The sequence below is a fragment of the Mesorhizobium sp. WSM4810 genome (assembly GCF_055811235.1).
Genome location: NZ_JBVVQV010000017.1, coordinates 94787 through 120235 on the forward strand (window position 1 = coordinate 94787; position 25449 = coordinate 120235).

The window sequence follows — 25449 nt, forward strand, 5'->3', positions numbered from 1 at the left end:
ATGACACGGCTCCCCTAGCTGCCCTGGCGCCCCCTCTCAGTCTATACTCATTGCGCAGGTGAGATATGCTACGGTGCCGGAAGTCGCCTCTGCATGATCCGCTGCCACAAGTGGCACATTGGTGCCGATGAAGCGCACTTTCAGAGTTTCGCCGACTTTCGTCCTGATCGTGTCCGTCGAAGGATAGGCGCGGCCGTTGATGGTGAAATAATTCGGCTGTCCGCCGGCGGAAATCACGCGATAATCCTTCCAGCTGCTGGAAGTTCAAGAGTTGCCGTCCAGCCATGGCCGATCCGTCGTTTGCAAGAAAGTCACGGAGAATCGGTTCCATGGGCGTTCTCTGCTACTTGACTCTCAGCCTTTTTCGCGGCAGGTTTCGATCAATAGGTCAGACCAATTTACCGATCCGGGATCAGCCAGATGATTCCGTTGAAGTAGAACTGGGTAACAATGCCGATCCAGGCCGTTGAACCGCGTCGACTTTACCGACAGATCGCCGATCAGCTCAGGCAGCTGATCGACGCGGGCGAGTTCGCAGTCGGCGATCGGCTGCCGACCGAGCGCGAGCTGGCCGATCAGCTTGGCATCTCCCGCCCGACCGTCCGTGAAGCGCTGATCGCGCTCGAGGTCGAGGGGCGGATACGCATTCGCGTCGGCTCGGGCATCTACGTCACCGAACCGCCGCGCGCCGAAATTTTGACGGCAGAAATGGATGAAGGCCCGTTCGAGCTGTTGCGGGCACGCGAGTTCATCGAAGGGGCGATCGCCGCCGAAGCCGCCCTCCATGCTCGGCCGATCGACATCGAACATATGGACGACGTGCTGCGCCGCATGGAGGACATACCTCGCCCGACCAGGATGACGATCGCGCTCGACCGCGAGTTCCATACGATGGTGGCGGGCATTCTCGGAAACGCCGTGCTGGTGCGCTGCATTGGCGAGCTCTTCGACCAGCGCATGAACCCATATTTCGAACGCCTGTCGAGCTATTTCGAGAACAGGGAGTCCTGGCGGGCCGCCGCGGAGGAGCATCGCGCGGTGCGCGACGCGATCGCGGCGCGCGACCCTGAACGGGCCAAGGCCGCCATGCAAGAACATCTGCGTCAGTCGCAACTGAGATTCTCATGCAATTTCGGTGAGAAATCCGCGGCCAGGGAGGTCGCGGGATAGGAGTCAGCCGACCGGGAGGATCCTGTCGGCACCGTCAATCCATTCACAGGGAGGAATATGATGTTGAGGAAATACGCCGTTCTGCTCGGCACGATCGCCGCAATCGCTCTGCCCATGGCTTCGGCCTCTGCACAAACCGCGCTGAAATGGGCCCATGTCTACGAAACGTCCGAACCCTTCCACACCGAGTCGGTGTGGGCGGCAGAGGAGATCAAGAAGCGCACCGACGGCCGCTATACGATCGACGTCTTCCCGGCTTCGCAACTCGGCAAGGAAGCCGACATCAACCAGGGGCTGACCCTCGGCACGGTCGACATCATCATCTCCGGATCGAGCTTCGCCGCCCGCGAATACCCGCCGATCGGCGTGACCTACTTCCCGTTCACTTTCCGCGACGCGGATCACCTGCTCGCTTACACCAAGAGCGACAAATACAAGGAGTTGACCGGCGGCTACGAAGAGGCCTCCGGCCATCACATCACGGCGACCACCTACTACGGCACGCGTCACACGACCTCCAACCGGCCCATCGAGAAATGCGCCGACATGCAGGGCCTGAAGATCCGCGTGCCCGATGTGCCGGCCTATCTCGCCATGCCGCGCGCCTGCGGCGCCAACACCGCGCCGATCGCCTTCGCCGAGGTCTATCTCGCCTTGCAGCAGGGTACGGTGGAAGCGCAGGAAAACCCGCTGACGACGATCGACGCCAAAAAATTCTACGAAGTGCAAAAGCACATTATCCTGACCGGGCACATCGTCGATCATCTCAACACGCTCGTGTCGCAATCGCGCTGGTCGCAATTGTCGGACGAGGACAAGGCGATCTTCACCGAGGTGATGCAGGAAGCCGCCGCGCGAGCGACCAAGATCATCGTCGATCGCGAGAAGGCTTTGGTCGAAACCTTCAAGGAGCGCGGTCTCACCGTCACCGAAGTCGATCGCGCCGATTTCGAAAAGAACGTGATGGAGAAGGTGACGTTCGAGGAGTTCGGCTACCGCAAGGAGGATTGGGAGGCGATCCGCGCCGTCAAGTAAGCCGCATCGATCCGGGCCCGGCGCGACAAGCGCGTCGGGTCTGTCGAGCCCGCTGTCCCAACAGTGCCCGGAGCTTGCCGATGACCCAAGAGGTCCACACCCAGGTTACAGCAGAAGAACTGGCGCATGCTTTTGAGGAAGAAGCGCCGCCCATCGATCTGTCGCGATACGCGGTGGAGGACTGGGTCACGCTCGCCGTGTTCTGGGGCATGTCGTTCTGCGTGTTCCTGCAGTTCTTCACGCGCTACGTCATGAACAACAGTTTTGCCTGGACCGAGGAGATCGCCATCAACTGCCTCGTCGTCGTGGTCTTCCTGGGCTCGGTGATGTGCACGCGCACCACGCGCCACATCCACGTCGACGTGCTCTATCACTATCTCCCCGCTGGGGCGGGGCGCTACCTGGCGCTCGCGGTCAATGTGATTACCATTTGCTTCTTCGCCTACATGTCCTGGCTCCTCTGGCGCTATGTCGGGATCGTCCACCGCGAACGGATGGTCACCATCAACCTGCCGCGCAACGTCGTCTTCTACGCCGTCTTCGCCGGTTTCGTGCTGATGATGCTGCGCGCCATCCAGGTCTTCATCGGCAACATTCGCCGCGGCTACTCGGCGCTGGAGCGCCCCGCCGCGTTCGACGGATTGGGGGAATAGGCCATGCTGCTTCTGATCGGAGCCTTTCTCGTCCTGATGCTGGTCGGCGTGCCTGTCGCTGTGTCGATGGCGGTGTCGTCGCTGCTCTATCTCGTCTTCTATGGGGTGGCGCCTGACATCATCGCCGCGCAGCGCATGATCGCCGGGGTCGAGAGCTTTCCGCTGCTTGCCGTGCCGTTCTTCATCTTTGCCGGCAACCTCATGAACATCGCCGGTGTCACCGGGCGGATCTATTCCTTCGCGCTGGCGCTTGTCGGCTGGATGAAGGGCGGCCTCGCGCAGGTGAACATCATCGGATCGGTGGTCTTCGCCGGCATGTCGGGCGCAGCCCTTGCCGACGCCGCCGGCATCGGCACTATCGAGATCAAGGCGATGAAGGACCACGGCTATCCCGTCGAGGCGGCGGTCGGCGTCACCGCCGCCTCCTCGACGCTCGGCCCGATCTTCCCGCCGTCGCTGCCCTTCGTCATCTACGGCATGATGGCCAACGTCTCGATCGGCGCGCTGTTCATGGCCGGCATCCTGCCCGGCGTCGTCATGACGGCGCTGATGATGGTGACGGTCGCGATCTTCGCCCACCGCCGGGGCTGGGGTTCGGACACGCCGTTCAAACTGAACCGGCTCGCCGCCGCCTCGATCGAGGTCGCCGTCGTGTGCTGCTTTCCGCTGGCCGTTTATGTCCTTGTCCAGACGGGACTGTCGCTCAACATTGCTGTTGGCATCGTGCTCGTCATCCTGATCGCCTGCGACTGGTATTTCGACTTTTCCGCCGTCATGGCGCTGATGACACCGATCATCCTGATCGGCGGCATGACCATGGGCTGGTTCACCCCGACCGAAGCGGCCATGGCCGCCGTCATCTGGTCGTTGTTTCTCGGGCTTGTGCGTTATCGGACGATGACACTTTCAGCCCTCGCCAAGGCCAGTTTCGACACGATCGAAACGACGGCGTCGGTCCTTTTCATCGTCACCGCAGCGTCGATCTTCGCCTGGTTGCTCACGGTCAGCCAGGCGGCGCAGCTGTTCTCGGTCTTCATCACATCGCTGACCGAAAACAAATGGGTGTTCCTGATCCTGGTCAACATCCTGATGCTGGTCGTCGGTTGTTTTCTCGACACGATCGCCGCCATCACGATCCTTGTGCCGATCCTCCTGCCGATCGTGGTTCTCTACGGCATCGATCCGGTGCATTTCGGTCTGATCATGACGCTCAATCTGATGATCGGTCTGCTCCATCCGCCGCTCGGCATGGTGCTGTTCGTCCTCTCGCGGGTCGCAAAACTGTCGGTCGAGCGTACCACCATGGCAATTCTGCCCTGGCTCGTGCCGCTGATCGTCGCGCTGATCCTGATCACCTTCGTCCCCGCCATCACGCTGTGGCTGCCGACGCAAATGGGGCTGATCCGTTGATCGACAGTCCAGTCGCCGCGACGCTGTTCGGCCCTGAGGATCTGCGCGTCGTCGAGCACCCGCTCGGCCCCCTCGCGCCGGGAATGGTGCGCGTGCGCTTCGGCGCCGGCGGCATCTGCGGTTCCGACCTGCACTATTTTCGCCATGCGCGGACCGGCGATTTTGTCGTCACATCGCCGCTCGTGCTCGGTCACGAGGTCGCCGGAGAGATCGTCGAAATCAACGCGGACGCGCCAGGACTTGCCGTCGGTGATCGCGTGGCGGTCAACCCGTCGCGCTGGTGCGGACAATGCGCCCGATGCGCAGAGGGCCGCGCCAATCTCTGTGAAAACATCTATTTCATGGGCTCGGCGTCGAAAACGCCGCACATGCAAGGCGGTTTTGCCAGCGTGTTCGATGCCACGCCGGCGCAATGCATCAAAGTCCCGCATGCTGTTGCCTACCAGGCGGCGGCACTTGCCGAACCGCTCGCCGTCAGCCTGCATGCCGTGGCGCGGGCCGGCGACATTGCCGGCCGCAACGTCATCCTGATCGGCGCCGGCCCCATCGGGCTCCTGACCATGCTCGCCGCCAGGCTCAAGGGTTGTGGCGAGCTGACCGTCGCCGACATAGCCGAGGCGCCGCTCGCCTTCGCCAGCAAACTTGGAGCAAACAGGACGATCAACCTGTTCGGCGGCGATGACGAGCTCAAGGCGCTCGCGGCCGACAAGTTGATCGATGTCGCGTTCGAGATTTCAGGCACCGCCGCGGGTCTCGCAGCTGCGATCGCCAGCGTCCGGCGCGGCGGCACGGTCGTTCAGGTCGGCAATCTGCCGGGTGGTCAGATCCCGGTGGCCGCCAATGCGGTGATGGCCAAGGAAATCAATCTGAACGGCACGTTTCGTTTCGGCGCGGAATTCAACGAGGCGGTCGACCTCATCGTCAGCGGGGATATAGATGTCCTGAAGCTGGTGACCGCCGAACGCCCCCTCTCCTCGGCCTACGATGCGTTTGCCCTGGCCGCCGACCGCTCGCAGAGCGTCAAGGTGGTGCTGACCGCCGACTGAGGCGTTTTTCCCGGCGCCTCCCCACCAGGGGTCGGTTCCGGTAGGGGCGAAATGGCCCTCTAAGCGTTCTGCTCCTTCGGCCACAGATACTAGCCGGTCAGTAAAAAATGTGCGCCCAGGCCAGCGGCGAGATGTGCGCCAGAAGGTCGGGCGCTACATCGTATACCTCGTTCCGTCGTCCCGCGACGGCGTGGCCGAGGCGCGAGCGTCGCGCCATCAATGGCCGCGCGGTCACTTGGTCCCGATACCAATATTGACGGGGTTTCTCAGGATGGCCGAGCCGTCATCGCCGGCCCGGTCGCGCACCATGCGGTCGAGCGTCTGGCGAATGACTCCGCGCTCGCTTTCGCTCAACGCGAGGCTGCCAAGCACTTCCTCGACAATTGGATTGCTCCACACGATCCAGTCCCATAGCTCAGCACCTGAGTTGAAGGCCGTGCTTTCGGTGATCGTCTCGACGGTGACGTGCTTCAGTCCGGCCTTCGCCAGCTCGCGGGCAAGCCGCTCCGGATCGCTGAGCTGAAACGGTAGTGGCGGCGGGTCCATTGGCGGACCATTAAACCCCGGGCGTACTGATTGAACGGCCCCGACCAAGAATGCGAGGAAGTCGATTTGATGCGGGTCGCCATAGGCAATGACCAGCACCCGCCCTCCAGGTTTGACAACCCGCGTCATCTCCCGAATGCTCCTCGGCATGTCGGGAAAGAGCATGACCCCAAACTGAGATCCCGCGGCGTCGAAGCTGTCGTCGTCAAAGGCAAGCGCATGCCCGTCCATTACGCGGGTGTCGATTTCCAGGCTTTCCCGGCTGGCGCGCTCTCGCAGCAGGCGGAGCATGACGGGAGACTGGTCGACAGCGACCACCTCGGCACCGATCCGAGCTGCCGGAATACTGAGCGCGCCGCTGCCGGATGCAATGTCGAGAAAGCGCCTGCCGGGGCGGAGCCCTGCCCTGACCAGACTCTCATTGCCAAGCCAGATCTGTGTTTCGGTATTCGTCCGATCGTAACCCGAGGCAATTCGGTCCCAAGCCTCGCGTGTGTCCGGCAGCGCCTGAGGAACCACGGATTCGGCCTCGATAAGCGCAGCGCGCAGCACCTTTACAAATGCGGCAGGCTGTTCGATCGGCGGATCATCGGCTGCGCCGTCGATAATGTGGAGCGGCCACCCAAAACGGACGCTCGCGGCTTCCGCTACAGGCAATGGGGTGGCAAGATCGTGCCGCCCCCAGATCAGGAAGGTCGGGATTCTGATGCGTGCCAGTTCTTCTGATGGGATTGCGGGAAATCCGAATTGCTCCATCAGGCTTTGCTGGGTCGGCTTCAACTCTGGCGCCTGCGCGCGATCAAGATTGTAGGCTTCCAGCCGCTCCCAGCTCTCGCCCATATGATTGCGCAGCGCGTCGAGGTCAAAGGCGCACTGCTGCCAGAGGCGGTCATGGTTTTCCGGACTTGGCTCCGTGATGAACGCGGCGAGCGCCGCACCGAATTCAGGCGCCGGCTGAAACGGCGCGAGGCCGAGCGCATCCGACAGCACCATGCAGCGGAGCTTGTTACCATGCTTGGCGGCAAAGCGGGCGGCAATTGCGGCGCCGAGAATTTGGCCGACAAGAATGGGCGGTGTCGGGCAGGTGCGTTCGATGAGTTCGCCAAGCCACGCGAGCACACGATCGGAATGGACCGGACCCTCGATTGTCCCAGACGCGCCATGGCCCGGCAGATCCGGCGCGATCACGTGATGTGTTCTCACAAGCTCCGGGAGAATTCGCAGCCACTTTGCTGCATGTTCTCCTGGGCCGTGCAACAGCACGATCGGTGGTCCCGCGCCGCCCTCCAGTAGCTCGGTTGAGATGCCGGCCAATTCGAGCCGCCGTTCGGCGATCGGCAGCCCGGTGAGCAGGCGCTTGCGGGCAGCTTCTCCGAATATGCGGTTCGATTCAATTGCCGCCGGGGTGGTGGTGTAACCTTCAACGTGAGACATCATGGCCTCCCTCCTGTTGATAGTAAGATTTCGTCTTGCACGTGCCGCCTGGCCGCTTGGGCTGCTCACGCGCTGGAGCGCGCGCTGCGAGCGGTTGACACGCTGTTCTCGGCTCGCGCGAGCCCCAATCCGAACCACAACGTCCAAAGCGCCACACAGAATCGGTATGTGACATCGCTTCCTCCTTTCATCGTGGCCGGATGTTTGCCGCGCGATCACCGAGTCCGTCCTGCAGTCTGCAGGCGAGTTGCGCCGAGGCGCCGCGCATCCATAGCCGACAGGTGCAAGCTTAGGGCGGAAGGGAGGGCGGCGCTTCGGGCGAACCACCCAATGGCGCCGATGACGGCATGGGTGATTCCACCCATGCCGGGCGCGCTCAGACTAGGCGGTGCTCGTAGGCCCAGGCGGTGGCGGCGGTGCGAGTGGGGAGGTCAAGCTTGTTGAATATATTGCTGACGTGCCTGTCCACTGTCTTCCCGCTCAAATGCAGTTCGTTGGCGATTTCCTTGTTGGTTTTACCGGAAGCGATCCGGCGGAGAACCTGCAGTTCGCGGGCAGAGAGGCCGCGGGCTTCGTCCGGCCGCGTGTCAAGCAGTGTATCGATGCGAGAAACGTCGGGCGTGGCACCAAGCTGCTGAAATACTGTCCGGGCTGCCTGCAGCTCCAGTACCGCACCGTCGTTGTCACCGAGGGCGCGGCAAGCCAGGCCCATTATGACGCCTACGCGCGCTGCTTCGTATGGCGCGTCGACTTGCTGCCACGCCTCGATTGCCTGACGCAGCCAAATCGCCGCGGCTTGCGCTTCGCCGTCTGCCAGTTCCACCGCTCCCCGCGCGTGAGCGGCAAGGGCGCGCAACGGTTCGGTTCCGTAACTTTCTGCAGCGTCCGCCAGTTCGTGGCAGGCGCGTCGTGCTTCCTCGATGTCGTCAGCCGCCAGCATGATCTCGACGTGAGCAGGCAGCAGCCGAATGCGCTTCACTTGGTCGGTCGTCGCGGCCATGACGCGCCGGCTTGCCGCCGCAGCCGCATCGATGTGCCTTTCGGCCAACCGCAACAGGGCAAGGCCCGGCTGCGGTTCGAAGCCATATTGGCTTGCATTCCGATATGCCTGCTCGGCCGCGTCAATGTCTCCGCGAAGGCGGTGTACTTCCGCCAGCTGGTACCACGCCCCAGCCGTATCTCTCCGATTGTTCGACTGCGTCAAACGCTCTACGGCCTGCTGAGCTTCGTCGATCGCGTCCTGCCATGCGCCGCTGAGCCGCTTGATCTCGGAGCGATGAATCAAGCAAGTGCCGCTGAAACTGACCAGCTGGGGCTGTTCGGAGCACCATCGTCCCAGAGCGGAAGTCCATTCGCGTGCGCGGCCCAGAGCATGGACTTGCTGACACGCTTCGATCACGCTGCAGTAGATCAAGCCGGTAAGCAGCGGCGACAATTCGCCGGCCGTGACCGAAACCATCGCCTCGTCGAGGAGCGCGAAACCTTCCGCGGTTCGCCGCTGTCGCAACAGAACACGGCCCTGCAAGTGCCGTGCACAGACCACCAGATCCACGTCCGCAAAGCGCTCGCCAATCTCGATTGCGCCGCTCGCCGCAGCGTAGGCCGCCTCAAGGTTGCCCGAAGCAAGATGCTGTTCCACGTGGGGCAGCATCAGGTAACCCTGTTCGGCACAATCATGTGGCTCGGGTTCGAGCAGCCGATGCGCCCGTCCAAACCAGCCGGCCGCCTGAGCCATCTCCCCACGAAAGACGAGGCGCAGGCCACACCAGAAGGCGCAGCGGGCGGCGCGATGGCACTCGCCCGCGTCCAGATATGCATGATGGGTTCGCTCCAGGGCCCGCAGGTACTCCTCGTCGCGCCCGGTCAAATAGGCCGACATCGCCAGCCGTTCGAGATCGTCTACTGCGAGCGGAGCCGCTTCGCCGGCGCGCGCGAGGAACCGATAGGCGTCGTCCCACGCCCTTTCTTCGTAAGCTTCACGACCGAGGGCGAGCTGATCCGTCTCGTCCAAGGACCCGCTGTTGAATTGCTGTCGATCTGACCTGCCCATCGGCGTTGGTTCCGGAGACGAACAGAAATCCTGGCCATCAATGGCTGCTTTGGAGCCACGGTGGAAGTATAGCATGCACGAACGCGAATGACCCGGAATGCACTTAAAAGCGCTCTGTATGGGAATGAGTCACACCATGCCGTCTACTAGGTGCCCGTCCAATCACCGTTGTACGGCGGAAACCGGCCATATCCCCGTCGTGTGAACGTTGCCATGGCGCTTGGTTGTCATTTCACCCCTACCGGAATCGACCCCCACCATCTGTTATCAACCGTTCCAGTCTCAGCCTGCCGGCCCGGTTTCCTTCCTGTCGGCCTGCTTGCGCGCCCGCGCAAACTGCAGCCCGGCGACGCCGGCCGTCGCAGCGAGCGCCAGGCCGATCGGAATGAGGCTCGAGGGCTGGTCGGCCTTTCTGAGCACCGCCACCACGTCATACCCGACATCCAGCCCGATGCGCTTGGCGTAGGATCCGAAATCGACATTGCTGATCATCAGCGCGTCGCCCGCTTGCGTGATGGTAAGGCCGATGCCGCGCAGCCGCTCCAGCGGCTCGCCCGGCTCGCCAAGCGGCACGTTGACCGTCTTGCGGACATCCTCGCCCATGAGGTCGACACCCTCGACGACAAAATTGATGCGGCCATCGGCCGGCGTCTGAGCCACCGCCGACAGGAACTCGCTCGCCGGCAACTCCTCGTAAGGCGGCGACACCTGGTTGAGCCACCAGTCCGGCCGAAACAGCGTGAAGCAGATGAGCAGCAGCGCCGCACTTTCCCACAGGCGGCTTTTGGTCACGAACCAGTTCATGGTCGCGGCCGAAAACAGCAGGATGGCGATCAACGAGACCGTTGCCACCCAGATCGTCTGCGGCCAGGTGTCGACTCCGATCAGCAGGATCGCCGGATTGAAGATGAAAACAAACGGCAGGATCGCAGTGCGCAGCGAATAGAGCGCGCCCTGGAAACCGGTGGCGATCGGATCCTCCTTGGAAATCGCCGCCGCCGCGAACGCTGCCAGCCCGACGGGCGGGGTGATGTCGGCCATGATGCCGAAGTAGAAGACGAACAGGTGGACCGCGATCAGCGGGATTGGCAGTCCGGCCTGCGCGCCGAGATCGACCACGACCGGGGCCATCAGGGTGGCGACCAGAATGTAGTTTGCGGTGGTCGGGATGCCCATGCCAAGCACAAGGCTGATCGCGGCGATGAGGATCAGCATCAGGATGACATTGCCGCCGGAAATGAACTCGACAAGTTCCGTCATCATCAGGCCGAGACCGGTCAGCGTGATCGTGCCGACGACGATGCCGGCGGTGGCCGTGGCGATACCGATACCGATCATGTTGCGGGCGCCGAGCGCCAGCCCGTCGATCAGATCGTCCCAGGCAGCCCGCACTGAGGCGGCGAGATTTTCTTTACGGAACAGCGCCATCAGCGGCTTGCGGGTGGCGACAATACCGAGGATTGAAACGGTCGCCCAGTACGCCGAAAGGCCGGGCGACATCTGCTCTACCATCAGGCACCACAGAAGCACCGCGATCGGGATGAGGAAGTCGAGCCCGGTCCGCGTGACGTCCCAGGCGCGCGGCAGTTCGAGGATTGGCGCGTTCGGATCGTCGAGTGCGAGGTCCGGATAGCGAGACGAATACCAGACCGAGGCGACGTAGAGAGCGACGCCGGCGAGCGCGAGCAGCGGCGGCGCGGCCCCTCCGAAGACAGCCTGGATAGCAACAATGCCGTAATAGAGGATACAGACGGCGAGAACGCTGCCCGACAGTCCCAGTCCCATCCGCAGCATCCGTTCTCTTGCCGGCGTCGGACGCTGCGGGATCGTCTTCAGGCCCATCTTTATCGCTTCGAGATGAACCATGTAGAGCAGCGCGATATAGGAGAAGACCGCCGGCAGCAGCGCGTGCTTGACGATCTCCGAATAGGGAATGCCGACATATTCGACCATCAGGAAGGCGGCCGCGCCCATGACCGGCGGCATGATCTGGCCGTTGATCGAAGCCGTAGCCTCGATGGCGCCCGCCTTGACGCCGGAAAGGCCGGTGCGCTTCATCAGCGGGATGGTGAAGATGCCGCCTGAAACCACGTTGGAGACGGACGAGCCGGACACGACGCCGTTGAGGGCCGATGAGACCACCGCGACTTTCGCCGGGCCGCCGCGCAGATGGCCGAGCAGCGCGATGGAGATCTGCATCATCCAGTTGCCGGCGCCTGCCTTTTCCAGAAGCGTGCCGAACAGGACGAACAGAAAGACAAAGCTCGTCGACACGCCAAGTGCAATGCCGAAGACGCCTTCGGTGGTCAGCCATTGATGGTTGAGAAACTTGGTGAGTGATGCGCCGCGATGCTGAATCACGTCCGGCATATACTGGCCGGCAAAGGTGTAGAAGATGAAGACACACGCCACGACCACCATCGGCAGGCCGAGCGCACGGCGCGTCGCCTCGAGCAGCAACAGGATGCCAACGGTGCCGGTCACCAGATCGAGCGTGGTCGGCTGGCCCGGCCGTCCGGAAAGCACGACGTAAAAGAGAAAGAGGTAGGCGCCGGCAAATCCGCCGACCACGGCCAGCACCCAGTCGAGCAGCGGCACGTGATCGCGGGGCGAGGATCTCAGCGCCGGATAGGCGAGAAAGGTCAAGAACAGCGCAAAGCCGAGATGGATGGCGCGCGCTTCCGTGTCGTTGAGGATGCCGAAGCCGAACACGAACGGCAAAGGCGAAGCGTACCAGAGCTGGAAAAGCGACCACGCGACCGCAACCCACAGCAGGATTCGCCCGACCGTGCCAACCGGATGCCGGCCACCCGTGTCGGCTTCCGCCACAAGTTGTTCGAGCTCTTCGAGATCGACGCCGGCCGGTTGTGCCTTCACTTCGCTCATGACGTCGTCTCCTGTTGCGGATGGCCCCGGCGGATCAGCTGGACCCGCCGGACCGTCGTCAGGTCACGAAGCCTACTTCAACCAGCCCTTCTCCTTGAAGTATTTTTCAGCGCCCGGATGCAGCGGCGCGGAATTTCCTTCCGCCACCATCTTGGCGGGATCGAGATTGGCGAAGGCCGGATGCAGCGACTTGAACTCGTCGAAGTTCTCGAACACCGCCCTGGTCAATTGATAGACGCTCTCATCGGGAACCTTGGCTGAAGTGACCAGCGTGGCGAGCACGCCGAAAGTCTCGGTATCGTTGGGATTGTTGGCGTAGAGCCCGCCCGGGATCACCGCCTTGGCGTAGTAAGGATTCTCGGCGACAAGCTTGTCCACGGCCTCACCGGTCAACGGCACCAGCTTGGCGGCGCAGGTCGTGGTCGGATCCTGGATGTTCGCTGAAGGATGACCGACGCCGTAGAAGAATCCGTCGATCTTGCCGTCGCAGAGCGCCGGCCCGTGCTCGTCAGCCTTCAGCTCCGATGCAAGCGAAAAGTCGGCCAACGTCCAGCCCATCGCACCGAGCAGACGCTCCATGGAAGCGCGCGTCCCGGAACCGGGATTGCCGACGTTGAAACGCTTGCCCTTGAAATCCTCGAATTTCGTCACGCCGGCATTGGAATGCGCCAGCACCGTGAACGGCTCCGGATGGATCGAGAAGACCGCGCGCAGGTCGGTATGGGGGCCACCGTCCTTGAATGATTCCAGCCCCTTGTAGGCGTTGTACTGGACGTCCGACTGGGCCATGCCGAAGTCGAGTTCGCCTTCCTTGATCGTGTTCACGTTGAATGCCGATCCGCCGGTCGATTCGACCGAGCAGCGGATGCCGTGTGTTTTGCGATCCTTGTTGAGCAACCGGCAGATAGCGCCGCCGGCGGCATAATAGACGCCGGTGACGCCACCGGTCCCGATGGTAACGAAATTCTGCTGCGCCATTGCGCTGGCCGAAAACAGCAGCGCCGCCGACAAGGCGGCGATCTGCGCTCCGAGGCGTGCAGTCCGGGCATGTTTCATCTGGTTCTCCCTTGGTACTTTGCGTGCCGTCGCGGCCGTCCGGTGTTTTGGTGTCAAGGCACGTCGATGCATGCTACGATTGTTGCGCTTTATCAATCAAGGGAAATGCTTGTTACAATGGACAGTCGGGAGATGGGTTTCGACGCGCTTTTGGCGCGCATACTGACCGAACTCCCAAAATTGAGCTCGGAACTGCGCAAGGCGGCGCGTTTCCTGGTCGATCACCCCGACGAGGTGGCGCTGGTGTCCATGCGGGTGCTGGCCTCGAGATCAGAGGTGACACCGACGACCTTCGTGCGACTGGCGCGGCGACTGGGTTTTGGCGACTGGGCGGCGCTGCGCAAGCCGTTCGAAGACCGGCTGCGCTCCGGCAAGGCGCCTTTCGCGGCAAGGGCCGATGCGCTTGTCAGGCGCAGGTCGGAGACGATCTTCGCCGAATCGCTGCGGACGACGGTGGCCAATCTGGCGACGGCCGAAGCCGTCAACGGCAGCGAAGAAATCGCAAGGGCCTGCGCGATACTGGAGAAGGCTCAGCGCATACGTGTCGCCGGATTCCGAAGCTGCCGCGCGCCCGCCCACGCGCTTGTCTATCTTTGCCGGATGTTTCGGCGCGAGATCACGCTGCTCGGCGGCGACGGCGGTGCGATCGAGGCGGAACTGGCAGCGCTTGGAAAGAAGGAAGCGGTCGTCGCGATCGGCTTTTCGCCCTATTCGCGTGAACTCGGGCCCGTGGTGGAGGCTGCGCAACGACACAGCGTTCCTATTGTCGCGATCGTCGACAGCATGGCTGCTCCGATCGCGCGGCATGCGCAGGTTGTCTTGCGATTCTCTACCGACAGCCCGTCCTTCTTCCCGTCGGTAGCCGCAGCCATGGCTATCGTGGAAGCGCTGGCCGCAACGATGCTGGCGCGCAGCGGGCCGGCCGCCGCGGCTCGTGTCAGGGAGACGGAATTGGAGTTACAGGCGTTCGGGGCCTATCTGCCGGAATGAAGAGCGCTGGCTATGCCACCGCCGCGTCTATCGCGTCGCCGAGCCGTTCAACAACCGCGTCGATTGCCGCGGCGTCTATGATGAAGGGCGGCGCCAGCAACACATGATCGCCGCGCACGCCGTCGATCGTGCCCCCTGCGGGATAGACCAGCAGTCCGCGCGCCATCGCCTCGCGCTTGATCTTCGCATTGAGCTTCCGCTTCGGTTCGAAGGGCGCCTTGGTAGAGCGATCCTCGACCAGTTCTACACCCATGAAAAGGCCACGGCCGCGAATGTCGCCGATATGGGCATGGTTGCCGAACCGTTCGCCCAGTCGCCGCGAAAGATGCGCTCCCATCGCCCGGACATTGGCAAGCAGATCGTCGCGAGCAATCACCTCCTGGACGGCGAGCGCCGCCGCGCAGGCCATCGGGTGACACATATAGGTGTGGCCGTGCTGGAAGAAGCCGGAGCCTTCGGCGAAAGCGTCGAAGATGCGGCGCGAAAGCAGCACCGCACCGATGGGCTGGTAGCCGCCACCGAGGCCTTTGGCGATCGTCATCAGGTCGGGCGCAACGCCGTCCTGCTCGCAGGCGTGCAGCGTGCCGGTGCGGCCCATGCCGCACATCACCTCATCGAGGATGAGGAGCACACCGTAGCGGTCGCAGATTTCGCGAACGCGCCTGAAATAGCCGGGAACCGCGGGCACAGCTCCTGCTGTCGCGCCGACCACAGGTTCCGCGACGAAGGCCATGACAGTGTCCGGACCGAGTTCGAGAATTCTATCCTCGAGCGCCTGGGCGGCGCGCAGTCCGTAGGCCGCCTCGCTCTCACCGGCTTTTTGGTAGCGGTAGGCATAGCACGGGTCGATGTGATGCGTGTCGATCAGCAAAGGGCGGAATTGGGCGCGGCGCCACTCATTGCCCCCGGCAGCGAGAGCGCCGAGCGTGTTGCCGTGATAGCTCTGGCGGCGGGCGATGACGTTTCGCCGCTCTGGCCTGCCGGTCTCGACGAAAAACTGGCGGGCCATCTTGAGCGCCGCCTCCACCGCTTCGGAGCCGCCGGACACGAAGTAGGCGTGGCTGATACCTTGTGGCGCGCCGGCGACGAGCTTGTCGGCCAATGTCTCGGCCGGCTCGTTGGTGAAGAAGCTGGTGTGGGCATAGGCGAGCTTGTCGGCCTGCGCGTGGAGCGCGGCCGTCACCTCGGGATGGCCGTGGCCGAGGCAGGAAACCGCCGCACCGCCTGACGCGTCGATATAGGCACGGCCATCGCGGTCGAACAGTTCGATGCCCTTGCCGCCAGCCGCGACGGGCAGGCTCGCGTGGATCTGGCGGTGCAGGATGTGTGTCATGCCTTCCCCGATTGACGATGGCGCGATTTGCAGCGAACCTATCATGCAACATATGTTACACACTGCGCAATACTGAAACAATTGGACTGAGATTATGACCGCCGACAGGGACGCGACCGGCCCCGGACTTATCGCACCGACGGCAATCGCCGTTGCGCCGAATGGTGGACGGCGTGGCAAGCAAGACCACCCTGCCCTGCCGATCGGCCCCTGGGAATTGGCCCGGACCGCCGCCGCCTGCCTCGAGGCGGGCGCCGCCATGATCCATACCCATGTCCGCGACCGCGACGGCGGCCATTTGCTCGACGCGCACGCCTATCGCGAGACGACGAAAGCGATACGTGATGCGGTGGGCGAGCGGCTGATCATCCAGATCACCAGCGAAGCGATCGGCCGCTACCAGCCGGCCGAGCAGATGGCGGTGGTACGCGCTGCCCGCCCTGAGGCGGTTTCGCTGGCGCTACGTGAACTGGTGCCGGACGCCGCCCATGAGACTGATTTCGCGCAGTTCCTGGCGTGGTTGAAGAGCGAGCGGATCGCCCCTCAGATCATCCTTTACGCGCCCGAAGAGGCGTCGGCCCTGGCCGCCATGCAGCAGCGCGGGCTGGTGCCTTTCGACGACATCCCGGTGCTCTATGTGCTCGGCCGCTACACGCCGGGACAGGTTTCGCGACCGGCCGATCTGCTGCCCTTCCTTGCGCAGGACCGCCCGCGCTTCGCGCACTGGATGGTCTGTGCCTTCGGTCGGCAGGAAACCGCTTGCGTTGCGGCCGGTGCGCTGCTGGGCGGTCATGCCCGCGTCGGCTTCGAGAACAATTTTACCCTGGCCGATGGCACGACTGCCAAGGACAATGCCGCGCTCGTGACAGCGACCAGAGGCGCTCTGACTGCTTGTGGCGTCAGGATCGCCCAAGCCAACCACCTGCGCGCCGCTTGGTCGATCCAGGGCTAACCCTCGCCCGCACGCCTCTTCGGTCCGTCACATTTGTCGAAAATCTCTTTGCTACGCTGCAACCGAACTTTTTGACTGACGTTAGGGTTGCAGTGGCGCTGGGGAGGCCTTTATGCAGACGTACCTCGTCGAACAAATGGAGGGCGATGACGTGATCACGGTGCGTGTCATCAACGCGCCGAGCCCCTTCAAAGCCGCCGCCATGTCGACAGATCGACATGTTACGCTGCGAAGGTGGGAAAAGGATTGGATCCGAGTAACCGACGAGAACCGGGGACACATCTTTGCATACAGCTTTGTCTCCGACGCAAAACCGGACAACAGCGGGCTTGTAATAGCACCGAATAAATCAAGAAAAGCCTAAAAAGCCGATCAGGGACGCGAGTAAGCGCCACCTTTTTTGCTTTTTGCTGGAGCGCGCCAGAAGCGTGAACACTGCGAATTGAGCCAGCCGTTGCGGCATGGCTGACGCTCACGGCGTGGTATGTCCCACAACCACCCTTCCCTCGCCGGCTTCGTTCGTGACCGCCCGGATCCCGTGGAAGGACTTGGAGCGCTCCAGCAGACGCATGACCTGCCGGTCCTGGCCGAGACCGACCTCGAAGAGCAGGATGCCTCCGCGCCGCAAGTAGCGCGGCGCGTCCTTGATCACCCGCATATGGATGCTCAGGCCGTAAGGGCCGGCTGCAAACGCTTCACGCGGCTCGAGTTCGGTCAGATGCGCGCGGTCGCCCTCGAGCCGCTTTTCCGAAATGTATGGCGGGTTGCAGACGATCACGTCGATCGTGCTGTCGAGTTGCAAGCCCGAGAAAGCACTGAACAAGTCACCCCTCAGCACCGACACGCGATCTGCCATCTCGTGATGGGCGACGTTGCGGCGCGCGACCTCGACGCATCCATCGGTGAGATCGCTCGCCCAGACCTGCGCGGCAGGGGCGGAATGCGCAATGGCGCAGGCCAGATTGCCGGCCCCGCAGCACATGTCGACAACCCGCGGCGCCGACAGGTTCATTTGCCGCAGAACATCAAGTGCTGTCGTGCCGAGCAACTCCGTCTCCGGCCGGGGAACGAGCGCACCGGGCGCGATGAGCAACTCCAGCCCCATGAAGATGGTGCGGCCTTTGCGGTAGGCTTCGGCGACACTGATCTCTTCGCTCACGACAGTTCCCTCCCTGTCTTGCCGGGTCGCAGCCCGACAATTGAGTGGAAGTTAAATCACTAAGTTCCCGATCGGCAATCGAAAAACACGCCTCGCCATGGGCATTTGCGATCGCGAGTTATCGGCATCGTCTCAAAGGCGTTGGCACATGGTCCTGGAGGATAGGAACGGAAGATTCGACGTGTTCAGCGGCTCCCGTCGACAGGGTTCAAAAAAAGAGGAGCCTTACCTGCCTTTTAGGATTATATTAGCAAGCTGGGCTTGCGGTGTTGGGGCACCGCTGGCGTTGACTGGTGAATTGACGAGTGATTGGCCGCGACTCCAAAGGCCGGTGACCGTTCAGTCCATTCAGGTTTCGTTGGGGTAGTTCAATGTATCGAATCGTCATCGCCGACGATCACGGCCTGTATCGTCGTGGCCTGCGCTTGGCTCTGAGCGCAGGCATTCCAGGTGTGGAGATATTCGAGGCGTCGTGTTTCGACGCCGCGCTCAGTCTGCTGGCCGAGCAGGCGTCCGTTGATCTTGCGATCCTGGACCTGAACATGCCGGGATTGTTCAATCAGGAAGTGCTCAGCGGCATTCTGTCGGCTTATCCGGATACGCGATTTGCCATCGTTTCCGGAAACGATTCACGCTCGGAGATACTCACGGCTCTGTCGATCGGTCTCCACGGCTATATCGTAAAGTCGCAAAAAGACGAGGAGGTCGTTATGGCCGTCAACGAAATCCTCTCGGGCCGCATCTACGTCCCTGCACTTCTGTCGCGCCCCGGTGCTGCGCCAACACCTCACATACCTGCTCCCGCCGAGCCTGTCCCGCACCGACGCACCACCACCGGCAATCTTGGCAGGCTGACCTCGAGGCAAAAGGAGGTCCTGAAGCTGATGGCGGAAGGCTATTCGAACAAGGAAATCGCGCGCGATCTGGAGATTGCCGAAGCGACGACGAAAATCCATGCCGCTGCCGTTTTGCGTGAGCTTGGGGTGCGGAATCGGACGGAGGCTGCCGTTATGCTGAAGACGTGGTTAACGAGGGATATCAATTAATTAGAGCACCACGTTCTTTTGATACGCAAGGGGCGCTGTTAAACGCTTCCGATGGCGTCAAGGTCCGATTTCCTTGCGCGACAGCCGCAGCGAATATCGCAGCCCGTGATCCGTCATCTCCAGCTTGGGAGAGTGACCGACAAGCGGCGCCCCATCCACTCCGATTATCATCGAACCGAAACCATGGCGGACAACTTTTGCAGGCCGCCGCCGCCGCCCTGATTCCACCCAGTCGAACACGATGTCACCGCCCGCATCTTCCGATGCGAACGTCCAATTCACCTCGATCCGGCCTTTTGAATCGCCAAGCGCTCCATGTTTCAAGGAATTGGTCGCAAGCTCGTGAACAATCATCGCAAAGCTCTCGGCGGCGCCTCCCGACATCGTAACCGAGGGACCGCCGACAGATATTTCGCGTGTCCCCATATACGGTTGCAGCTCCTGGACAACGAGATCGTGAAGCATCCCCGACCCGCTGCTGTTGCCCGAAAGGAGCAGATGCGTTGCCTCGAGCGAACGAATCCTGTCGATGAGCGTCTCCTTGTACCTGGCGAGATTGTTCTCGGGATCATTGACCATGTTCACCAGTGCCGTGATCACCGGGAACAGGTTGATGAACCTGTGGCGTTGCTCGAGCATGATGCGCTCCCGCTTCTTTGCCGCGGCACGCAGCAGCGTGGTTTGCCGTCGCTCGGTCAGGTCGGCGGCCACGCCGAGCCGCTGTAGACGATCATCGTATTTCTCTTCCCTTCCGCGCAGAGCAACCCAGCGGATATGTCCGTCCGGTCGTCGGACGCGAATCTCGACGTCGTAGTTGGTGACCGATGCGAGCTTTCTCGATACGGCCAGCTTTGGCCAGTCCGCCGGATGAACGACGGCCGACAGTTCCTCCAACCGGCGGCTGCCGGCCGGAGGCAGTCCGAGAATGTCCCAGAACGCACCCGAACCGGTGACGATGCCGTCTTTAAGGTCGATCCGCCACGTGGCCAGGCGTCCAGCAGACAAAGCGAGATCCAGCCACTCCTTCTGAGCCCGAAGCGCTTCGTGCACGGCTCGTCGTCCCGAGATATCGTCGACCACCACGAAAATGGTCTCTGAGAGAACCCCGTCGGGCACGGACAAAGACAGCGTTAGCCGCGCCCAGAATGCCGAACCGTTCTTTCTTGACAGACGCACCTCCGAAGCGAACGAAGCAGAGTCTTTGCCCAGGCCAGCCAGCAATTGCGCCAAGGCATCACGGTCGTCCGGGTGAACGAGTGTCTCCAGCTGCAGTTGGGCAAGCTCGTCCTCCTCGTAGCCTGTCATCTCGCTGAGGCGTCTGTTGGATTGCAGCAGCTCACCTTTCTCGTTGATGTTTGCGAACCCCATGGCGGCGCGCTCGAAAGCCCAACGATAGCGGCTTTCGGTTGCTTCGACGGCAGCGAGCCTGGCTTCGGCTACCTCCAGCAGCTCACGCACGTCCTGCCGCAGCCGATGGAATGTCATGGCAATCACGCCACCGGAAATCAGAAGCAGAATGGCGCGCGCCCAATCTTCGCCGGAGATCTGACCATGCAGGGTGCTTCGTGTCCACAAGCCGGCAGCCATCATCAGGACCGTCGCCGCAAGCGCAGGACCACGGTCTTCAAGGTAGGAAATGATAATAATAGCTGGAATAAATTCGAGGAAACTCGACCCTTCTCCGATGTATGCTGACGCTTTTGTTTCAAATATCAGCGTTGCAGCCAGCACCGATGCGGAGGCAATGTGAGTTAGCAGTCTGCCTGTTGGGTTCACATCCGACCTGCGCGACTGCCAGTTCATCGACATAGACTACTACCTTTTGACTAGGCCATCGAGACTAGAGCAAAAAACGTACAACCTAGTCCGACTGCGGGATTGCCATACCACTATCACAGCGCGCATTTTATCAAACAGGGGCGAACAGAACTCATCAGAATATAACGAGTTTCAAGACAGCAGGGAGCGCATTTTTTGCGAGCCCTGCGCAAGAAGACTGTTCGTAAATCCCGGGCAAGTTACTACGGGCTGATGGACCTTTGGGGAGGTTGGAAAATGGCTATGATCGATAGATACAGTGATGCCGTTGCGGGCGACCGGTACATCACGACAGGAACCAAGTATAACCCTGACGCGCAGGTGACGCGGCCCTCCTATGCTTATCCTTCAGCTCGTGCATCCGATCGGCCGGAGACAGAGGGCGACGAACCAAGGAGACGCAGCCTGGAATCCGTCACCGGCATGCTTGATCGCCTCGGCTGTGGCTATCTCGTACTAGACCGCGACAGAAAAGTAATCGAATGGAACGCGGCCGCTCTAACCACGCTGGAGCGCCCCACGCCGGAGCGCCCCACTCTGGAGCACAAAGGCGAAGCGGCTGATACAGCCAGTGTGCTTTCGGCAGCCCTAAGGCGGCTGGTCGCAAATGTCCCGGCGCCTTTCCTGCCCGGCTCCCTTTCCTGGGTGGTGATCCGCAGCACAGGTGACAGGCCGGTGGTACTGAAAGAGAACGGTCTTATCGCCCCCGATGGAACGAGCATCGTGGCATTGCTTGGCCGTGTGAACAGGTCGGGGCCAAACCCTCAGACACTGCAAAGGATGTTTGGCCTGACGAGCGCGGAAACGCATCTGGCTCTGCGTTTGGCTCAGGGCGATGCGCCGTTGGAGATCGCCCGCAGCTGGCGGCTCAGCCGCACCACGATCCGCTCACAGCTTGCCTCGCTGTTCGCCAAGACCGAAACGAGACGTCAGGCGGAACTGGTGGCTCTTCTGGGGCGCATTTCGGTCTTGCCATGATTTTGGGGTCGGCCTGGATCCGGCGCCCGGGCATCCTGCGCACCGCGCAGATCGCCGGTGTCGCGGTAATGCTGCTCGCCAACTGGGCCGGTCGGCAAACTGGCACCTGGGAGCGCAGGCGTCTATCGCCTCGGCGTGTATGCGCTGTCCATCCTTTCGCCGCGTATCGGCAGCGCTATGTCGTCATCCAGGAGCCGGGTGATCCGGGCAAAGCCCTTAAAAGCCTTTCTTGCTTCCTCGGCAGACATCCGGCCTGCCAGTGCCGCAGCGCAGCAGTTCAGCGCGCATTGATACACCGGGCCGCGCCTACCCTTCGGCCAGTGGCGCAAAAACGTCATCGCTTCGCTGACATTGTCGATTTCTTCCACAGGCTCTCCGTGCCCGCGCGCAATTCGCACCGGCGTAAAGAATTCCAGGCGATTCATCTTTTCCTCCCGTCGATCGCGATGCGTTCGATCGAACCTAGTTAAATTCACGGCCAGCCAATTGGTTCCCGGCAAAAACGCCGGCTGGGTGAATCGCCAGTCATCGCCCGACTTCTTGCCGTTGAGGAACGTTCGGGGGCGTGGTGCATTTCGACATCAGCGATGATCTTTCTGGGAAATGCCAGCCTATGAAAATAGCCCATGTGGCGCCGCTCCACGAATCCGTGCCGCCTCGGCTCTATGGGGGCACGGAGCGCATTGTCTCCTATCTGACTGAAGGGTTGGTGGAGCTAGGCCATGACGTAACTTTGTTCGCCAGTGGCGATACAAGGACCTCGGCAAAGTTAGTGCCGTGCCGCGAGCGTGCGCTGCGTCTTGACCCAAGCCCGCTGAAATCCGAGACAGCCGCGCACCTTTCGATGCTTTCCGAGGTGAGGAAACGAGCTCAAGAATTTGATATCATTCACTTCCACCTCAGCCATTTCCTGCATTTTTCCTTCTTCGAGCAGATCCATGAGCGGACGGTGACGACGCCTCATGGCAGGCTCGACTACGTCGATCTGGCACCGGCCTATGAGCGTTTTCCGCGCTTTCCGATGATCTCCGTGTCCGGCAGCCAAAGGACGGGGCTGGCCGACGCCAACTGGCTGGCGACGATCCACCACGGGCTGCCGACCGAACTCTACAAGCCGGTTTTCGAGCCGAGCCCAGGGGAGCCCTACCTCGCCTTCCTTGGCCGGATGTCGCGCGACAAGCGTCCGGATCGTGCCATCGAGATCGCGCTGCGCTCGGGGCTGAAACTGAAGCTTGCAGCAAAGATCGGCGACGACGACCGGGCTTATTTCCGCAACATGGTCGAGCCGCTGGTCGATGGTGATCGTGTCGACTATGTCGGCGAGATCGAGGAAGACAAGAAGGCGGAATTCCTCGGCAACGCGGCCGGCCTCGTATTCCCGATCGACTGGCCGGAGCCGTTCGGTCTTGCCGTCATAGAAGCGATGGCCTGCGGCACGCCGGTGATCGCCTGGAAATCCGGCGCCTTGCCGGAAATCGTCGATCAAGGCGTGACCGGTTTTATCGTGGATTCCATGCAAGGCGCGGTTGCGTCGGTGCCCGACCTGCTGCGGCTCGACAGGCGGAAGGTGCGAACTGTCTTCGAAAGGCGGTTTTCTGCCAAAAGAATGACCCGCGACTATGTTTCCGCTTATGCGCGCCTGATCGGTGCCTCGGCCGAGGCAAGAGCGTCGTGAGCGGCATTACCTCAGGGGGGCGAAACGAGAGGGATATGTAGAGAATGGCCCAACTCGACGAGCGCCAGCTTGATCCCGCGGTAGCACTTGCGTCCCTGGACGCCACCGCACCTCGAGAGCCGCATCGGCTGTTCGCCCTCAAGCAAGGCGATTGTTTTGCCGTGGCCGACGCCTACGGCGATATCCGCGGCGCCGGCGACGGTTTCTTCCGTGACGACACGCGCGTGCTTTCCGAATTCCGGCTGACCGTCGGCGAGCGGCAGACATCGCTGCTCGGTGCGTCGCTCAGCCAGGACAATGTGCTCTTCACCTCCAACCTGACCAATCTGCCGATGCAGAGCGTCCGCGGCCGGGACATTCCGCAGGGCGCGATCCATATCGAACGCGTCAGGCTGCTTTGGCAGGACCGGCTGTTTGAACGCATCACCCTTTCCAACTACAGCCAGGAACACTCCACCATCCGCGTTTCGCTGTATTTTGCCGCGGATTTCCGCGACATGTTCGAAGTGCGCGGATCGACAAGGCTGAAGCGCGGCATGGCCCATGCTGCCAAGACGGACGCGACCTGCGTGCTGCTTCGCTACGACGGGCTGGACGGGCTGGCGCGGATGTCGGCGATATCGTTCTCGCAGGCGCCGGACCATCTGACGGGCGACCGAGCCGACTTCCTGATTGCCGTGACGAGGCGCAGCAGCAAGGTGCTGTATGTCGAAGTCGGTCCCGAAATGGCGGAAACGCCGAACCGCGATCGCTTCCGCGCCGCCGCGGCCCGGGCTCGCTTCGGCATGCGGGCCAAGCGCCGCCATGGTGCTACGATGCACAGTTCCGGGCGCGTCTTCAACGATTGGGTCGAGCGCGCCCGCGCGGATGTGGCGCTGCTGACCACCGAGCTTACGACCGGACCCTACCCCTATGCGGGCATCCCCTGGTTTTCGACGGCGTTCGGCCGCGACGGCGTGATCTCCGCCTTGCAGATGCTGTGGCTCAACCCGGGCCTGGCGCGAGGCGTGCTGGCCTTCCTTGCCCAGCACCAGGCGACGGAGACATCGCCGTTCAGCGATTCGCAGCCAGGCAAGATCATGCACTAGACCCGCAAAGGCGAAATGGCGGCGCTGCGGGAGCTGCCCTTCGGCCGCTACTATGGCGGTGTCGACACGACGCCACTCTACATCCATCTCGCCTGCGCCTATGCGGACCGTACCGGTGACATGGCGTTCGTCGACAGCCAGTGGCCGTCGCTCTGCGCTGCGGCTGAATGGATCGAGGAGGCGAGCCGGCCGACCGGCTTCGTCACCTATCAGCGTGCCGCCGAGACCGGCCTCGCCAACCAGGGATGGAAGGACAGCGGCGATTCCGTGTTCCATGCCGACGGCCGAATCCCCAAGGGACCGATCGCCCTGGTGGAGGTGCAAGGCTATGCCTTTGCGGCGTTCCAGGGGTTGGCGGCACTCGCCCGCCGCCGCGGCGAGATCGACAGGGCCGATCATTGGGAGAGCAGCGCCGAGGCCATGCGCGCCGCTGTGGAGCGCCATTTCTAGCTGGACGATCTCGGCTTCTATGCCTTGGCGATCGACGGCGCCGGCGAGCCCTGCAAGGTGCGGACGTCTAATGTCGGGCACCTTCTCTATGTCGGCCTCCCCGCGCCGGCACGGGCGCAGATGGTCGCCGACCAGCTGCTTTCGGCGTCCTTCCATTCGGGCTGGGGGCTGAGGACGCTCGCCGACGATGCTGTGTTCTTCAACCCGATGTCATACCACAACGGCTCGATCTGGCCGCATGACACCGCCATTTGCGGCGCCGGTCTGGCACGCTTTGGCGAGCGTGAACACGTGATCCGGCTGATGAGCAGCACCTTCGAATCGGCGGTCCACTTCAACATGCGGTTGCCCGAACTGTTCTGCGGCTTTACCCGCGCGCCGGGCGAGGCGCCGATCGCCTATCCCGTCGCCTGCCTGCCGCAGGCATGGTCGGCTGGGTCTGCCTTCATGCTGATGCAGGCCTGCCTCGGTCTCGAGATCGATGGCTGGGACGGCGAAATCCACGTCACCCGTCCCAGGCTGCCGATCGGCATCGACACGCTGACGCTGAGGCATCTTGGCGTTGGCACCAGGAAGGTGGATCTGACATTCCAGCGTGTCGGCGACAGGGTGGTCGCCTTTCTCGCCGACCGGCACGAGGGATTGGTGCCGCTCATCGTGCGGACCTAGTTTGG

Annotated in this window: 20 protein-coding genes and 1 pseudogene; 12 read left to right on the forward strand and 9 right to left on the reverse strand. The window is 62.4% G+C overall.

Annotation, left to right across the window (positions count from 1 at the left end; translation table 11 throughout):
- Positions 1-36 precede the first annotated feature (36 nt).
- Positions 37-237: a hypothetical protein gene (locus AC0L3O_RS23025; protein WP_473616701.1), complete on the reverse strand. Its 201-nt coding sequence runs from the start codon at positions 235-237 to the stop codon at positions 37-39.
- 213 nt (positions 238-450) lie between these two features.
- On the opposite strand from AC0L3O_RS23025, the gene AC0L3O_RS23030 reads away from it, so the two are divergent.
- The 5 genes from AC0L3O_RS23030 (at position 451) to AC0L3O_RS23050 (ending at position 5314) form a co-directional block, all read left to right on the forward strand.
- Positions 451-1170, forward strand: a complete 720-nt coding sequence (locus AC0L3O_RS23030; RefSeq protein ID WP_473616702.1) for a FadR/GntR family transcriptional regulator — start codon at positions 451-453, stop codon at positions 1168-1170.
- Positions 1171-1230: 60 nt separating this feature from the next.
- Complete coding sequence (locus AC0L3O_RS23035; protein ID WP_287173702.1) at positions 1231-2205, forward strand: sialic acid TRAP transporter substrate-binding protein SiaP; 975 nt, start codon at positions 1231-1233, stop codon at positions 2203-2205.
- Between the two features lie 80 nt (positions 2206-2285).
- A complete protein-coding gene (locus AC0L3O_RS23040; RefSeq protein ID WP_023798555.1) occupies positions 2286-2858 on the forward strand; it encodes a TRAP transporter small permease in 573 nt (190 codons plus the stop codon).
- 3 nt (positions 2859-2861) lie between these two features.
- Positions 2862-4268 (forward strand): TRAP transporter large permease, encoded by a 1407-nt coding sequence (locus tag AC0L3O_RS23045; RefSeq protein WP_473616703.1) that lies wholly within the window; start codon positions 2862-2864, stop codon positions 4266-4268.
- Positions 4265-5314 carry an L-idonate 5-dehydrogenase gene (locus tag AC0L3O_RS23050; RefSeq protein ID WP_473616705.1) on the forward strand — a complete coding sequence of 350 codons (1050 nt, stop codon included), beginning with the start codon at positions 4265-4267 and terminating at the stop codon, positions 5312-5314. The genes AC0L3O_RS23045 and AC0L3O_RS23050 overlap by 4 nt, the downstream gene beginning before the upstream one ends.
- A gap of 231 nt (positions 5315-5545) precedes the next feature.
- Here the strand turns inward: AC0L3O_RS23050 and AC0L3O_RS23055 are convergent, their stop codons facing one another.
- The 4 genes from AC0L3O_RS23055 to AC0L3O_RS23070 all read right to left on the reverse strand — a co-directional run bounded on the left by AC0L3O_RS23055 (position 5546) and on the right by AC0L3O_RS23070 (position 13286).
- Entirely contained in the window at positions 5546-7432 is a 1887-nt protein-coding gene (locus tag AC0L3O_RS23055) for an alpha/beta fold hydrolase (RefSeq protein ID WP_473616724.1), read from the reverse strand.
- A 238-nt stretch (positions 7433-7670) separates the two neighbouring features.
- Positions 7671-9305 carry a helix-turn-helix transcriptional regulator gene (locus AC0L3O_RS23060; RefSeq protein ID WP_473616706.1) on the reverse strand — a complete coding sequence of 545 codons (1635 nt, stop codon included), beginning with the start codon at positions 9303-9305 and terminating at the stop codon, positions 7671-7673.
- A gap of 321 nt (positions 9306-9626) precedes the next feature.
- On the reverse strand, positions 9627-12230 hold the full coding sequence (locus AC0L3O_RS23065) for a TRAP transporter permease (RefSeq protein ID WP_473616707.1): 2604 nt from the start codon (positions 12228-12230) through the stop codon (positions 9627-9629).
- Between the two features lie 72 nt (positions 12231-12302).
- Entirely contained in the window at positions 12303-13286 is a 984-nt protein-coding gene (locus tag AC0L3O_RS23070; protein ID WP_473616709.1) for a TAXI family TRAP transporter solute-binding subunit, read from the reverse strand.
- Positions 13287-13403: 117 nt separating this feature from the next.
- Here AC0L3O_RS23070 and AC0L3O_RS23075 point away from each other — a divergent pair, with 117 nt between their 5' ends.
- Positions 13404-14276, forward strand: coding sequence for a MurR/RpiR family transcriptional regulator (locus AC0L3O_RS23075; protein WP_198032801.1), 873 nt, complete (start codon positions 13404-13406; stop codon positions 14274-14276).
- A gap of 10 nt (positions 14277-14286) precedes the next feature.
- Here AC0L3O_RS23075 and AC0L3O_RS23080 read toward each other — a convergent pair whose 3' ends face one another.
- Positions 14287-15609 carry an aspartate aminotransferase family protein gene (locus tag AC0L3O_RS23080; RefSeq protein ID WP_473616710.1) on the reverse strand — a complete coding sequence of 441 codons (1323 nt, stop codon included), beginning with the start codon at positions 15607-15609 and terminating at the stop codon, positions 14287-14289.
- A gap of 94 nt (positions 15610-15703) precedes the next feature.
- On the opposite strand from AC0L3O_RS23080, the gene AC0L3O_RS23085 reads away from it, so the two are divergent.
- Together AC0L3O_RS23085 and AC0L3O_RS23090 are read left to right on the forward strand one after the other, a co-directional pair.
- The gene (locus AC0L3O_RS23085) at positions 15704-16561 is read left to right on the forward strand and encodes a beta-keto acid cleavage family enzyme (protein ID WP_473536607.1); all 858 of its coding nucleotides are present in this window, start codon (positions 15704-15706) and stop codon (positions 16559-16561) included.
- Between the two features lie 112 nt (positions 16562-16673).
- Positions 16674-16925, forward strand: a complete 252-nt coding sequence (locus AC0L3O_RS23090) for a hypothetical protein (protein ID WP_473616712.1) — start codon at positions 16674-16676, stop codon at positions 16923-16925.
- A gap of 108 nt (positions 16926-17033) precedes the next feature.
- Here the strand turns inward: AC0L3O_RS23090 and AC0L3O_RS23095 are convergent, their stop codons facing one another.
- Complete coding sequence (locus AC0L3O_RS23095; protein ID WP_473616713.1) at positions 17034-17720, reverse strand: N5-glutamine methyltransferase family protein; 687 nt, start codon at positions 17718-17720, stop codon at positions 17034-17036.
- Between the two features lie 371 nt (positions 17721-18091).
- Here AC0L3O_RS23095 and AC0L3O_RS23100 point away from each other — a divergent pair, with 371 nt between their 5' ends.
- Complete coding sequence (locus AC0L3O_RS23100; RefSeq protein WP_128244923.1) at positions 18092-18766, forward strand: LuxR C-terminal-related transcriptional regulator; 675 nt, start codon at positions 18092-18094, stop codon at positions 18764-18766.
- Between the two features lie 57 nt (positions 18767-18823).
- Here AC0L3O_RS23100 and AC0L3O_RS23105 read toward each other — a convergent pair whose 3' ends face one another.
- Positions 18824-20575, reverse strand: coding sequence for a PAS domain S-box protein (locus AC0L3O_RS23105; protein WP_473616715.1), 1752 nt, complete (start codon positions 20573-20575; stop codon positions 18824-18826).
- Positions 20576-20821: 246 nt separating this feature from the next.
- Here AC0L3O_RS23105 and AC0L3O_RS23110 point away from each other — a divergent pair, with 246 nt between their 5' ends.
- Positions 20822-21562, forward strand: coding sequence for a helix-turn-helix transcriptional regulator (locus AC0L3O_RS23110; RefSeq protein WP_473532295.1), 741 nt, complete (start codon positions 20822-20824; stop codon positions 21560-21562).
- 122 nt (positions 21563-21684) lie between these two features.
- Here AC0L3O_RS23110 and AC0L3O_RS23115 read toward each other — a convergent pair whose 3' ends face one another.
- Complete coding sequence (locus tag AC0L3O_RS23115) at positions 21685-21987, reverse strand: DUF982 domain-containing protein (protein WP_473532296.1); 303 nt, start codon at positions 21985-21987, stop codon at positions 21685-21687.
- A gap of 188 nt (positions 21988-22175) precedes the next feature.
- Between AC0L3O_RS23115 and AC0L3O_RS23120 the strand changes: the two genes are divergently transcribed.
- Both AC0L3O_RS23120 and AC0L3O_RS23125 read left to right on the forward strand, forming a co-directional pair.
- The gene (locus AC0L3O_RS23120; RefSeq protein WP_473532297.1) at positions 22176-23237 is read left to right on the forward strand and encodes a glycosyltransferase family 4 protein; all 1062 of its coding nucleotides are present in this window, start codon (positions 22176-22178) and stop codon (positions 23235-23237) included.
- Positions 23238-23281: 44 nt separating this feature from the next.
- A pseudogene (locus AC0L3O_RS23125) lies at positions 23282-25444 on the forward strand (amylo-alpha-1,6-glucosidase).
- The last annotated feature ends 5 nt before the right edge of the window (positions 25445-25449 follow it).